At 54.9% G+C, this 12,534-nt stretch carries 12 protein-coding genes and 1 pseudogene; 4 read left to right on the forward strand and 9 right to left on the reverse strand.

Going from position 1 to position 12,534, the window contains the following annotated elements:
* Window positions 1-89: 89 nt before the first annotated feature.
* On the reverse strand, window positions 90-563 hold the full coding sequence (locus DXC18_RS01610) for an FHA domain-containing protein (protein WP_117716150.1): 474 nt from the start codon (window positions 561-563) through the stop codon (window positions 90-92).
* 648 nt (window positions 564-1,211) lie between these two features.
* Here DXC18_RS01610 and DXC18_RS01615 point away from each other — a divergent pair.
* From DXC18_RS01615 to DXC18_RS10335, 3 genes are all read left to right on the forward strand, one after another.
* Entirely contained in the window at window positions 1,212-2,438 is a 1,227-nt protein-coding gene (locus DXC18_RS01615; protein WP_199412167.1) for a radical SAM/SPASM domain-containing protein, read from the forward strand.
* A gap of 169 nt (window positions 2,439-2,607) precedes the next feature.
* Complete coding sequence (locus DXC18_RS10330) at window positions 2,608-2,811, forward strand: hypothetical protein (RefSeq protein WP_124785779.1); 204 nt, start codon at window positions 2,608-2,610, stop codon at window positions 2,809-2,811.
* 30 nt (window positions 2,812-2,841) lie between these two features.
* Window positions 2,842-3,021: a hypothetical protein gene (locus tag DXC18_RS10335; protein WP_128620790.1), complete on the forward strand. Its 180-nt coding sequence runs from the start codon at window positions 2,842-2,844 to the stop codon at window positions 3,019-3,021.
* Between the two features lie 390 nt (window positions 3,022-3,411).
* Here the strand turns inward: DXC18_RS10335 and DXC18_RS10770 are convergent, their stop codons facing one another.
* From DXC18_RS10770 to DXC18_RS01650, 8 genes and pseudogenes are all read right to left on the reverse strand, one after another.
* Window positions 3,412-3,537, reverse strand: a complete 126-nt coding sequence (locus DXC18_RS10770) for a hypothetical protein (protein WP_255413194.1) — start codon at window positions 3,535-3,537, stop codon at window positions 3,412-3,414.
* Window positions 3,538-3,905: 368 nt separating this feature from the next.
* On the reverse strand, window positions 3,906-5,561 hold the full coding sequence (locus tag DXC18_RS01620; RefSeq protein WP_255413453.1) for an ABC transporter ATP-binding protein: 1,656 nt from the start codon (window positions 5,559-5,561) through the stop codon (window positions 3,906-3,908).
* A 671-nt stretch (window positions 5,562-6,232) separates the two neighbouring features.
* Window positions 6,233-6,499 (reverse strand): annotated as a pseudogene (locus DXC18_RS10815) (methyltransferase); the annotation flags it as partial.
* A 327-nt stretch (window positions 6,500-6,826) separates the two neighbouring features.
* Complete coding sequence (locus tag DXC18_RS01630) at window positions 6,827-7,765, reverse strand: FHA domain-containing protein (RefSeq protein WP_117716153.1); 939 nt, start codon at window positions 7,763-7,765, stop codon at window positions 6,827-6,829.
* A gap of 3 nt (window positions 7,766-7,768) precedes the next feature.
* Entirely contained in the window at window positions 7,769-9,613 is a 1,845-nt protein-coding gene (locus DXC18_RS01635) for a hypothetical protein (protein WP_117716154.1), read from the reverse strand.
* A complete protein-coding gene (locus tag DXC18_RS01640) occupies window positions 9,610-10,515 on the reverse strand; it encodes a hypothetical protein (protein ID WP_117564927.1) in 906 nt (301 codons plus the stop codon). The genes DXC18_RS01635 and DXC18_RS01640 overlap by 4 nt, the downstream gene beginning before the upstream one ends.
* 245 nt (window positions 10,516-10,760) lie before the next feature.
* Complete coding sequence (gene recR / locus DXC18_RS01645; RefSeq protein ID WP_089573257.1) at window positions 10,761-11,357, reverse strand: recombination mediator RecR; 597 nt, start codon at window positions 11,355-11,357, stop codon at window positions 10,761-10,763.
* Between the two features lie 13 nt (window positions 11,358-11,370).
* Window positions 11,371-11,691, reverse strand: a complete 321-nt coding sequence (locus DXC18_RS01650; RefSeq protein WP_006235174.1) for a YbaB/EbfC family nucleoid-associated protein — start codon at window positions 11,689-11,691, stop codon at window positions 11,371-11,373.
* 403 nt (window positions 11,692-12,094) lie between these two features.
* Between DXC18_RS01650 and DXC18_RS01655 the strand changes: the two genes are divergently transcribed.
* Window positions 12,095-12,514: a hypothetical protein gene (locus DXC18_RS01655; RefSeq protein WP_147352053.1), complete on the forward strand. Its 420-nt coding sequence runs from the start codon at window positions 12,095-12,097 to the stop codon at window positions 12,512-12,514.
* Window positions 12,515-12,534 lie beyond the last annotated feature (20 nt).

The following is a 12,534-nucleotide window of genomic DNA, read 5'->3' on the forward strand; positions in this document are numbered from 1 at the left end:
AATGGTCCCTCCATCCCCGGACGACTGGCTCTGACGCGCCAAGGAGTGTCCCCAAGTACCGGCAGGAAAGGAACGTCCCTAACTGCCGGCTAGAGGGCGCCGAGCAGGATGGCGTAGGTGGTGGATTCGCCGAGTTTGAGCTCGTCGCCGGGGTTGAGCTGGGCGGAGCGGCCGGGCTCTACTTGAATACACACACTCGTGGCCCCGTTTACCACCACGGTGCCGTTAGTGGACGACAGGTCCTCGACAAACCATGCGCCAGACTCGTCGCACCAGATATGGGCATGGCGGGCCGAGACGTCGTCGGTGATGCCGCCCTCCCCCGTTGCCAGCGCGCCGATCTCAACGCCTTCCTCACTCGGCTGAATCCAGCGCGGGACGCTCACCACGTAGCCGTTTTGCACGCACAGCAGTCCCAGCGGATGCGCCGGCGCGACCTCGTGCTCGCACGCGACCGAAGATGTGCTCAGCGAGCGCGGCGTCGACGTGTCGCCGCCACGGGTCGCATGAGCGCGGCGGCTCGCCCGACTTGGAACTAAGGCGGGCGTGAGAGCAAACGGCATAGGGAACGAATCTTGCGGATGTACTCCTCGACGTCAGGCAGGTAAGCCCCACGAAGTCACCGGGGAGGCCCAAGCGGCCCGGCACCACTTCCAGATTCTGACCAGGGCGAGTCGTTCGCCGGTGGCTGAAGGCTCGCTCCCACCCAAAAGGGGAGATTCGCGTTGTTCCCCAATCGCTCTCGCATCTTTCATTTTGCTCGAGGTGGGCTATAAAAACTTTCCTGGTGAAAGGCGGCGATTGGTTTCCTTTCTTTCTAGAGGAGCGCGCCTGTAATCTGTTTTCATCCTAAATCAAGTTAAGATCGGACCTTCCAGAGGCAAGTCGACTCAAACTGCGAGGCTCCATGTTGGAATAAAGAGCGCTGTCGAAGTGCCAACAACACAAAGCTTGCCAGTCTCAAATAGAACCTTTTGGGAGTCCGATTGGGCCGCACACCGAATCCCCGCTGGTGGTTTTTTATAGCTGCGCAACAATAAACAAGGTTAGTGCCAGTCCAGCATGAAATTGAGGAACGTATGCATTTTTTCTCAGTAAGTGATCGTCGTTACTGCTTCGATGAGGTCACTCGCAATTGCTTTCAGGTTGACCAAGCATCAGAAGATGCGCTTCGCATATTTGAAGCATCGGGAAGAACGGTCAACTCGAAGTTGCTAACAAAGTCACTTGCTGCGAAAGGCTACGACCAAACGACCATAGCAGAACTTGAAGACGACATTGATGAGTATCAACGATTGTCTGAGCGGACTTTCTTAACAAAAGACACGCCTCGAAAACTTAGATCCATCGAACTCCACGTTTCACATGCATGCAACCTTGGTTGTAGTTACTGTTTTGCCGGTAAAGGAGATTATGGAACGTCTCCTCTGCTGATGACAGACGAGATAGCCTTCAAGGCGGTCGACTACCTCGTCGCAAGTTCATCGGAAAACGAAACGCTTGCGATCGTCTTTTTTGGTGGGGAACCCATGATTAACGAGCCGCTGATATGGAAAACGGTCGACTATTCAAAAAGAATATGCCCCAATAGAAACTTTACCTATTCTATTACGACCAACGGAACGCTTTTGAATGACACTGCTGTGAATTCTTTCAAGGAGCACGGGTTTTCTGTTCTGATTAGTCTCGATGGTACAGGATGCAAGCACGATGCATCGCGCCCGTACAAGACGGGAGGCGGCTCTTTCTCCGATATCGACAAAAACGTTCGTCGTTTTTCCGAGTCGTTCCCCTTCGGCGCAAGAGCGACCTTAACAAATAATAACTGTAACCTTGTTGAAGACTATCTTCAGTTTAAAGAGATGGGCTTCAGAAGGATTTACTTCTCGCCCGTGAGCTCATTCGATGAGAATATCAAACTCGACGAACACTCATTAAACAAAATCAGGGCGGGCCTAATAGATTTGGCGGATCAATATCTCAAACAGATTGATCAAGGGGAAAAGCCCTTGTTTAGAACATTGAAAACTGCAGTTGATTTGATTATGAGCAACAGGATCGCCTTTGTCGGATGCGGGGCTGGCAGGCGTTTTATTTCCGTGACTCCCGAAGGGGACGTATACCCCTGTCACAGGTTTGTCGGGATGATGCGATTCAAAATGGGCAACATCGTCACCGGAATTGACGAAACTAGGTATATTGAAAACTGGAGTCAGGGTGTCGAAAAAAGAATTGACTGTACGGACTGTTGGGCTCGGTCTTTCTGTGGTGGGGGCTGTAGCTGGGAGGCTGCAGACGAGCACGGCTACTTGCCCAAGAGTCTACACCCTGCATCATGTGAATATAGAAAAATGTGCTACGAGATGGCTTTTGACCTTATTTCCCGCCACTCATCTTCGCAGGAGAAAAATCAACGAGAAGCTACTGTATCGGAATAAGCGGTTCAGCGCATTGCTGTCACCATTGTGGAGGTGTTCGTTCTTCTGATTACCGTCTGCGAAGCTTATTGCTACGTTCGCCGAAACCATTCTAGAAATATGGTGAACTAGACATCTTGGTTTGTTATACACAATATTGAGGTTTTTCTGCACTCAAAGGGAGGTAGTCGTGAAGCATATTCATCCGATTAATCCAGGAAGTGGCGACGAGGCAGGCGTGAAGCCGATGTCTTTTGACTGCCTCTTGGGCATTACTGACATCTGTACTGTTTATGATAAAGCAGATGGCTGTGGTGCATACGATTACTGCGACTATGACATGGATGGCGGCAGCATCTGCGTTGTAGATCACTGTGGCATTGATCAAACGTAGTCTCTAATTGGATTAAGGTGAGGAGCTGTTATGAAGCATATCCATCCTGTTGGTTCAAATGAACATACTCCCGTTGAGCCTTGTTGTCTTGGAGTTGATATATGCAATTTTTACGACATCGCCGAGTGCCCTGTTGCGGATTGGTGCTATGTCGATAAAGAATCAAGCTGTGTTTTGCCAGCAGATTGGTGCGATCCAGTTGACGAGTAGTTTTTGTGTCTAGGAACTATTTGGTCCAATTCAAAATAAGATGGGGACAAATACCAAAATCTCGTGTCTGGGAGGAGTTATGCCATTATTGCAAGGTCTCGTTGGATTAACCTTTGTACTTGCTTTATATCTGGCACCTTTTTTATTGTTATTCTTCATTATCCGATTCTTTCTTCGGAAAAAATAGGAGTATCACGCAAACATTAGCGTAGCTTTCTTCCAATATGAGCCGAGCATTGGCAAGTGGAATAAGAAGCCCGACCGTTCGTCACATGAAAGTGATCGGACGGGCCTCTCAATTTAACCCGGGCCGCCACCCATAGCGGCTTTCCGGGCGTATTTTCGGTGCAAAGCAATCGTCAGTTTAATCCTATGCGTCGATACCGCATTTCATTTGTTCGGCTCGTATTCTACGGCCTTGTAACCCTCGCACTCTCCGGCAAACGGATTGAACACGAAGGCAGAGATGATGTGTGCGTGGACATCGAGGCTGCTGTAGGCAACATACTGGGGCATGGACCCCCGCTGCGCGTGGCATGCGGCCCGGCATATTCATTGCCGTCCAACCCCGTGTAGTTGCAGCAAAGGGTGGAACCTCAATGCTCAGCTCATGTTGTCCGTGGGACACGAGAATTGTAAGTACACTTTGGTGTGATTCTCACGATGATACTGAGCCACCTGGAATAAGATACGTCGCGACAACACTTCGCTTCACCTCTGTCTCGACAAGACAACGTAGACTAAAGTTTCCTTTAGTAAGAGAATGAGAACTATATCTGAAAGCGTTGCGATGGCGTGAAGGCACCGAGTCCGAACCGACTGAATGCTACGTGCATCTGCATCGCTTTTTTGTTATCTCTGTCAGTTGGGTAGCACTACACTTGTCAGCATTTACCCCGGTACATGCTGCCTAAATCCACTACCCCTTCTACCGCGCCGACCATCTCGTCATCGTGAGAGACAATGATGATCAGCTGGCTTTGCTTGTTGCGCTTAACATAGGCCGCAAGCTCGGCGCGGCTTACAGCGTCTAACCCAGTCGTTGGCTCGTCGAGTACCAAAACTGACGACTTGCGTGAAATCGCCGACCATAAGTACACTCGGCGCAGCTCACCGCCCGAAAGCGCGGAGCAACGTTTCCCGAGCAACTCCTTCACGCTGTTTTCCAGCGAAAGTAGGCCATCTACACCCCGGTGATAGGAAGAAAAGGGCGTGTCGAAATACTCTAACAGCTCTTTCACCGTTTCGTCCGGCGCGAAGCACGACTGTGGGCAGCACGATATCTCTCTCGCACGTATGTAATCCAAGTCGCATTCTTCGATTGGCACGCCGTTGTATTTTACTTTGCCTTTCGATGAGTATAGCCCGAGCATCAAGTAAAGAAGTGACGTCTTGCCTCTTCCGTTTTCCCCAACTATGCAATATGTACCAGGACCGGAAAACTTGAAAGAAAACCCGCCGAGGACCTCTCGGACAGATCCGTCTGGAAGGGCAACCGAGAATTCCAAATCAGATACCGAAATGTCATTTATTTCATCGAGTTTAGCTAAATCGGTCCGATTCCACCCCGATCTCTCCTTTTCTCTCGTCGCGATAGCCGTCCTATCCCATGATGCTTTGGCATCTTGATAGGATTTGAACAATGACATCATACTTTTCAAAGTCTTAAAGAGAACCGCGAAGTATGTACCGATGATAGTGTACTCGCCTATTGACATAGTTCCGTTAATGATTCGTACTCCGGAAACAACAAGTATCACCGCTTGAAACAACGCTGCGAAAAGACCATCGAGCGATGTCAGAGAATATGATAGCTTTCCGGAGCGCAAAACTTTGGGAAAATAGCTCTTAAACCCAGCGTCGAGCGCTTGTTCGCTCTTGCCGTACGAAGATGTCAGTTGAATGTTGAGAATCTGATTAAGCTGCGATGCAATTGCGGCGTAAAAGGCGCTGTCCGCCTCTTTCTTCTCATACGTGACCCTATACAAAAGTTTCCTCAACCCAGTAATTACACAGAAATACACGATGAGGAGAATGATGGAAAACACCGCGAGAGTTGAATCAATTGACCATATGACAAGCAATACGATGGGAATGGCTACAATGGACAGCGGCGCACTGATAAAATTCGCCAAAACGAAGGATGAGACCACGCTAGAGTCGGAAATAATCCGTTGCGTTGTATAGGCTGGATCGATGGTCCGACTCACCAAGTAATCGTCTCTTTCAAAACGCAAGACGGCCTCCCTGAGGAGATCAAAGGAAAGTCTCGTGGTTATGCGAATGGAAAGTGTTCCTGCAAAATAAGTAAAGAGGGTGGAGAAAACTCCTATTGACGCAACCAGGAGCGCGAAGAGTACGGCGTCTCTTTCGCTGCGGTTACCGAGAAGAAAATCTAAGAATTTCCCGTTCACGTATGGCATGGCATAGGAGAGAGCGGTTCCAATCACCGTGATAGCAATGAAGACGAAAGCCCCTTTTGCTCTGATGAACCTCGAGAGAACGCATCGAATCAAGGAAGGCCCCAATCTACCCGCCACAAAACATCAATCACTGATACCTTACACCTCAACACAACAGGAGCGAAGATTTGCCAATGAGACTGCTTTAAGATTGCCTTGGGCCAATACGATCTCAAGCTCTTCCTACAAGAGAGTCGGAATCGGACATCTCCTCCGACGAACCTGGCAATCGGGCGGTTGAAATATCTTTTTCAACCGCCCGATTGCCACAATAGATTTGAGCATCCGCCCACAAACGTCCGCGTTTTATACCCATCAAATCCTTTGCCTTTTGTCGTCTAGACTAGAAAAATCGCTCGAAATAACGCAACCGGCCTGCTCGCTTGAAGAAACCTAAGCCCGTAACGTAGATGTGCAAACTTCCGAAACGCCTTGCGCGGCATAGTGCGTATAAACTTCGTCAACCGCCTCAGAAATATCTGAGTATCGCGCCGGGTCAAAAGCATACGATGTCGCAGCTATACCCTGCACCCATTCGGAACGCGGATTAATTGAATAGCCACACAGCATCATCATACATGCATCTAGACCTGATTTCCCAAGTATCCGACGTATTGATGAGAGCATCGCGGGTCGCCCCCGCACCATCGTCGTCACCCCTATTAGCAGTATTTACCGTTTTTCTCTAAATGCGTATCGCCACCCTTAAGAATACGAAGTGTTTTATCCAGACCCGATTGTCCTCCATCTCAAACGAAGGGATAAGGAATCTCATCCGGAATCGGCAGTAACGGAGGATTCACAACGACAAGCGAAAAACATGAGTCATCTCTCAGAGGGGAGTAAAGGCTCCCCTCAAGCACCCTAGTTTCGTCATCCAAAGAGTTGATGGCAGTGTTTTTCTTACAAAGGTCGACAACAAAAGGGTTGATTTCTACAGATGTTACATCCATGCCACAGTTGGTAAGTATCAGGCCCTGTATTCTGGGGCCAGAACACAAATCGAGAGCCTTCCGTGCGCTCTGCGGTGTAAGGCGCCAATCTCAGCAAATCTGTCCCACAATACTGCGCTGAAGAACAACACGGAACCCCTGAGCCAAACTCCCCTATACCTTATTAAGGCTAAGACAGGCAAGTTCACGCACCCGGCATATTCCAGAATAACATCCTATTGTTTTAGATGCTCTACAAGCATGAACAGCCGCGAATCGGAAAGATCTTCTAGTTTCGCCCCGACTGACCGCCAAGGGCCAAAATGGCCTCTCCATCCCCAGGCGACCGGCTCTGGCGCGCCGAGGAGTGTCCCCAAGTGCCGGCAGAAAAGGAACGTCCTTAACTGCCGGCTAGAGGGCACCGAAGAGGATGGCATAGGTAGTGGATTCGCCGAGCTTGAGCTCGTCGCCGGGATTGAGCTTGGCGGAACGGCCGGGCTCGACCTGAATGCAAACGCGCGTGGCCCCGTTTACCACCACGGTTCCGTTGGTGGACGACAAGTCCTCGACGTGCCAGATATTTTGAGCATCGCACCAGATATGGGCATGGCGGGCCGAGACATCGTCGCCGACGTCGGTAATATCGCCCTCACCAGTGGCCAGCGCGCCAATCTCAACACCCTGCTCACTCGGCTGAATCCAGCGCGGGGCGCTCACGACAAAACTGTTTTGCACGCGCAGCAAGCCCAAAGGGTGCGCCGGGGCGGGTTCGCGTTCGCCCGCAGTCAGCGACATGCCAAGCGAACGCGGCGTGGATGTGCCTCCGCCGCAGGTCGCGTTCGCGTAGTCGATGGCATAGTTCACCGAGGACCGCACATCCGCCGAACAACCGACGGCGACAAACAGCACCAGCACGACCTCGGCGCGCTCGGCGGGCATGAGTTCCACCGCCTGGGACAGGCGATCGAGCGCGTTGCGATAGAGATTCGTGTCCTGGTGGCACTCTTCGAGCGCGCGTACCATCGGTTCACCTGCAGGACCGCACACCATATTGATTACAGCCGTGGAGTCCATGGGATTGCGCTGGCGCAGGGCCAGTTGCGACATAATACGCGCAGCCGAGGTACCGTATTCGGCAAAGTAGCGCTGCTGAAGCGTGCCGACCGGCGCGCGAACGATAAAGCGGGAAACCCAAGAGCGATCGGCGGCTCGGCTCTGCGGGCTGCGGCCGTCGGCGAGCGGACGGGACGAAAGCACCAAGCCGCACAGCTCGATATGGCTCAGATGCGCTGCGCGCTTAAAGATGTCAAACATGGCCCCGCATGGGGTGAGCTCAACTTGAGATGCCATGACCTAGGCCTCCTTGGTCGTAGAAATAGAATCGGACGATACTTCGACAGGTCCGCCAAAAGTACGGACAGCTGCGGCTCCACCGGCACGCGGAGTCGCCATCTGGGCTTTTGTGCGTCGCGGTGCCGAAACGGGAAGTTCAAAGGCAAAGCCCATCGCAAGCAAAAACCACGTAAGCGTATAGGTTGCAACCAGAGCGGCAACAAGGCCGCCCATCACGGCGCGTTGGGAAAATACGCTACATGCAGCCACAACCAGCACCGGAACCTCGCAGGCAGAAAGCGCAAGCACACCCTGCAGGAAGCCCGAGCGCCGATCGCGCGCAAGTGCCCCCGCGGCAACGCCGGCTATGCCTGGCAGCGCCAACGCCAGTGCGGCAATAATACCCGGTAGCGACCCAGACCACACGAGCGATCCCAAAGTCGCCGTCACGCGAGCGCCCGACGCCAGCAGCGCGGCCGAAACCACGACCACAGCCCAAACCACGCCACAGACGACCGTCGCGCCGACCATCAGCGCGCGACGAACCGCGCGGCCAGACGCATCCATGGGGCACGGCGTGAGCGGCTCGCCGCGGAGCGAACGACCGACATTTTGCGCATAGTGGTCACAAAACGCCGAGAGCGCCGCCTCGACCGCCGCCGGCTCGGGACGATCTTTTTGATGGCTGGACAGACAGGCCATCACCACGTCGAACAGCTGGGCATCGACAAACGCCAGCGCATCGCGTAGCTCCTCGGAATCCGGCTCAAGCCCCAGCTGCTGGGCCTGCTCGGCCGCAGCGAGCGCCACATCGGGCTCACGACGAAGCAGCTGAGTCAAATCGCAACCGGGCGCATGGGCACCAATGGGATAGTCGGGCAGCGTGTCCATCTTGAGACGGTAGGGGCTGGCGATGTCGCGCGTCTTTTTGCGCGAACCCGAGGTGCCCGAAGTGCTCGGCGCGGCTTCGTATGGCGCGGCGCCGGCAATGAGCTCGTAAACCGTGCTTGCTGCGGCATAGACGTCGATCGCCGGCGACATACGCAAAGCGCGCAGGTCGGGAATATCGTCGGTGAGCATCTCGGGCGGGGCATAGGCAACCGTCGCGCGACGCAGCGTGGCATAGCGCTCCGTAAACGACGCCTTGCCGCCGGTACCGGCCACGGCCGACGCAGGCTCAAGCGCCAGCGACGAGCCAAAGTCGATCAGGCACAGGTCAAAGGTGCCCTCGGCAAGCTGCCGGTCAAGCGGTAGACGCGCCGTACGCACCAAAATATTAGCGGGCGAGATATCGCGATGGACAAAGCCCTCGCCCACCAGGCTCATACGGCAGAGCAGATCGAACAGGTCGCGACCCAGACGCGCCGCCACAAGCGGCGATAGGCGGCCGGCATCGTCCACGGCAAAGCGCGAGCGCAAGCGGGCGAGCGTCTCGCCCTCGACCCATTCCATGACAATTGCAGGCACACCGTCGACCTCGCCCCAGCCATAGAGGCGGGGAAAGCCCTTAAGGCCCGAAAGGGCGCGATGGCATTCGTATTCCTCGCGAAACGCCGCTTTGAACTTGGCGACCAGCGCCTCATGGGCGGCGGCATCGTCAAACTCATCGCACGTTGGCAAGATGAGCTGCTTGAGTGCCACGGCCTCGCCTTGGGCGTTGACGGCACGCGTCACGCGGCCGATACCGCCACGGCGCATGGTGGCATCGTCGGCAAACAGTATCGTAAAACGACGCAGATAGGCAGGCAGTTCGTCCTGACCGAGCGCAATGGCCGGCTCAAACCCGTCGACACGCGCCAGGCGCAGGCCGACCATGGGATCGCGACCGAGCGATTGTGGTGTGGTGGATGCAAGATCGGTCATCATAGGGCAAGCGCCGCCACGTTATTGTTGAAGTTACCGAGCGCGACGTCATCATCGCCGTAATGGCCGACCCATTGACATAGGTTGGTGTAACAGCCCCACAGATTGGCATACTGCTGATACCACTTTGACCGGGGCGAGAATGTCTGACGACCGAACTCGGCTCGAATGACAAACATCTCCCCGACCAGGCTGTCGCACGGCCTGGGATCTCCCGTAGAGTTATAGGTCGAGACCACGTCATTGGCACGAGAAACATAGCCGTCGAGCATGTTGTACTTGGTCACAAGCCAGCTGTGAATGCTCTCTTCCTCAGCAGCGGAAAGGCCACCGGAGTTTGCATCGTTGTCAGTGTTGCCGCCCGTCGAGCCGCCGTTTCCAGACCCTCCGGCAGAGGAACCCGACCCAGAGCCACCGCCCGAACTCGACGAATCCGAGCCGGAGCCAGAAGTATCCGAGCTACCGGGCTTTCCGGACTGCTGGGCGTCCTGCTCCTTCTGCTGCTCGACCTTATTCACCGTTGCCGCCACGCTATTGTTGGACAACCGATCGATGATCTTGGTGTTGGTGAGCACGATGGTTTTGCCATTGGCAAGCGTGACTTCGTTGTCCGGGGCCTCGGCGCCGTCCGCGTCGCCGGTGCCAAACACAATATGCGCGACCACACTTGCCCAAGCATATCCAGTCGTGGTCCCCAGGTCACTTTTGACCTCATGCCCCACGCGCGGTTCGCGTGCGGCATGTGCCTGCATCATGGACGGCACGGTCATGCCATAGGCAGAAACGCCAGCTATGACCAGCACCAGCGAGCAAGACAGCAGTGCGTACGCCCGCGGCGCCAAGCCCAGTCGGCGTCGCATGCGCACCGCGGCGCCGCGCTTTGTCTGAGTGCCACCGGGCCGCATGCGTTCTCCTCCAACAAAAACACGCCGCTCGGGAGCGGCGCATTCATTCGAATCCATATTTGAGTGTATCAGCGAACCCAAAAGGTTCCGCAACGAATGGGCAAATTAAGGATGCGAGTGGAAGCATCCATGCGATAAGCGGATACAAAGCATCTTTGTTGCACAACAAACTTACAGTCGCACGGGGAAATTATGGCTACCCCGTGCGTCGCGATGAAGACATACGGCAGGAGCAGGCTCGCCACCTAAATCGTGCGACGGGCCTCGATGGCGCGCCCAAGCGTAAGCTCGTCGGCATACTCCAGGTCGCCGCCCACGGGAAGGCCGCTCGCCAGACGCGACACCTCAACGCCCAGCGGCTTGATAGTGCGGGCCAGGTAGCTCGCCGTGGTCTCGCCCTCGATATTGGGGTTGGTGGCGATGATGACCTCGTGGATGTCCTCGTGGCCCAAGCGTGCCAGCAGCTCACGAATGTGCAACTGCTCGGGACCAATCTTGTCCATGGGACTGATCACGCCGCCCAATACGTGGTAGAGACCGTGGTAGCTGCCCGTGCGCTCAATCGCCTGGACATCGCGCGGCTCGCCCACCACGCAAATGCGAGTGGTATCGCGCATCGAATCCTGGCAGATGGAGCACTCGTCGGCCGTGGCGTAGTTAAAGCAGCGGCTGCAAAAGTGAACCTCCTGCTTAACCTCCAGGATAGCCTCGGCCAGGCGGCGCGCCTCCTCGGCATCGGCCTCGAGCAGGTAATAGGCGATGCGCTGGGCCGACTTGGGACCAATGCCCGGCAGACGGCCCAGCTCATCGAGCAATTTTTGCAGACTATGGTTGGCACTCATATATATGCGTGTCTTAGAACGGCATGCCCGGGATGTTGAGGCCGCCGGTGATGGCGCCCATCTGCTTGTTGGCGAGCTCGTTGACACCGCGGACGGCCTCGTTGACGGCAGCCATGATCATGTCCTGCAGCATATCGACGTCCTCGGGATCGAGGGCATCGGGGTCGATGGTGAGGTTGACGAGCTCCATCTCGCCGTTAACGGTCACCTTGACCATGCCGCCGCCGGCAGAGGCGTCGACGGTCTGGGACTTAAGGTTTTCCTGCGCGGCGGCAAGCTGCTCCTGCATCTTGCGAGCCTGCTTCATCATTTGCTGCATGTTCATACCGGCCATGATGGCTCCTTTACGTGCGGCCGCGCGACAAGCTGCAAGGGCAGCCGGAGCGCGACGGGACTTTCAAACTCAAAAATCGTACCACGGCGCGGGGCAAGCAAGCGGGGCGGACACGCTACCTCAGTCGATATACATGTCCTTGAGCGTGACGCACGCCCAAGATTATGCAAGGTCGAATTATGCAAGGTTGCATAATTATCTCAAGCTACATCTAGCAGAGCTGGAACCAGGCAGTTTATGCGTAGGGCTACAAGGCTACATGGCAAAATGCCGAGCCGCTGCTCGAGGCGGCACGCATGGCGGCTGGGTATAATTTGATTGTCATAGATGACGATTTGGAGGTGCCCTCGTGAATGTCCCAGCCGTACTCCAAAACATCCGCTCAAAACACCCCGTTGCATATGTGGTTCTCTATCTCTTTGTCGTCTGGGTATTACTGGTTATCATCACCCATGCCATAGCTTTTGGAGCAGAACTGCTGATAGCCAGCTCGGACCAGCCCGTCGTCAAATGGGAGACGACCGATGAATGCACCGACGGAACCCGAACCATTTACTACAACAGCCCGTCCCTCTACCAAGAGTTCAAGGTCAAGATAAAGGACTCCAAGATTGTCGATGCCGAACTGGGCTCTTTATTTACAATCGGAGCAACCGTCAACGCCGAGCAAGTCGAGTACACGGACAGCCATGCGACGTATCGTATCGACCTCAGCATCCTAGGCCGACCGTCACGCGCCTGTCTGCTCGAATGCGATATACGCGGCACCACGTTGCACATGTCCGAAATACAGATGCGCCCGGGCAAGGGGTTCTCTTCTTGAGCAGTATACCCGCCTGCGCA

This window comes from Collinsella sp. OM08-14AT (genome assembly GCF_003438115.1).
Taxonomy (GTDB): Bacteria; Actinomycetota; Coriobacteriia; order Coriobacteriales; family Coriobacteriaceae; genus Collinsella.

What these genes read in the sequence shown, in the direction of transcription:
- DXC18_RS10770 (WP_255413194.1), bottom strand. Translation starts at nt 3,537, where the DNA reads ATGCCCCAGTATGTTGCCTACAGCAGCCTCGATGTCCACGCACACATC.
- DXC18_RS01635 (WP_117716154.1), bottom strand. Translation starts at nt 9,613, where the DNA reads ATGATGACCGATCTTGCATCCACCACACCACAATCGCTCGGTCGCGAT.
- DXC18_RS01640 (WP_117564927.1), bottom strand. Translation starts at nt 10,515, where the DNA reads ATGCGGCCCGGTGGCACTCAGACAAAGCGCGGCGCCGCGGTGCGCATG.
- DXC18_RS10335 (WP_128620790.1), top strand. Translation starts at nt 2,842, where the DNA reads ATGAAGCATATCCATCCTGTTGGTTCAAATGAACATACTCCCGTTGAG.
- DXC18_RS01630 (WP_117716153.1), bottom strand. Translation starts at nt 7,765, where the DNA reads ATGGCATCTCAAGTTGAGCTCACCCCATGCGGGGCCATGTTTGACATC.
- recR (WP_089573257.1), bottom strand. Translation starts at nt 11,357, where the DNA reads ATGAGTGCCAACCATAGTCTGCAAAAATTGCTCGATGAGCTGGGCCGT.
- DXC18_RS01650 (WP_006235174.1), bottom strand. Translation starts at nt 11,691, where the DNA reads ATGGCCGGTATGAACATGCAGCAAATGATGAAGCAGGCTCGCAAGATG.
- DXC18_RS01610 (WP_117716150.1), bottom strand. Translation starts at nt 563, where the DNA reads ATGCCGTTTGCTCTCACGCCCGCCTTAGTTCCAAGTCGGGCGAGCCGC.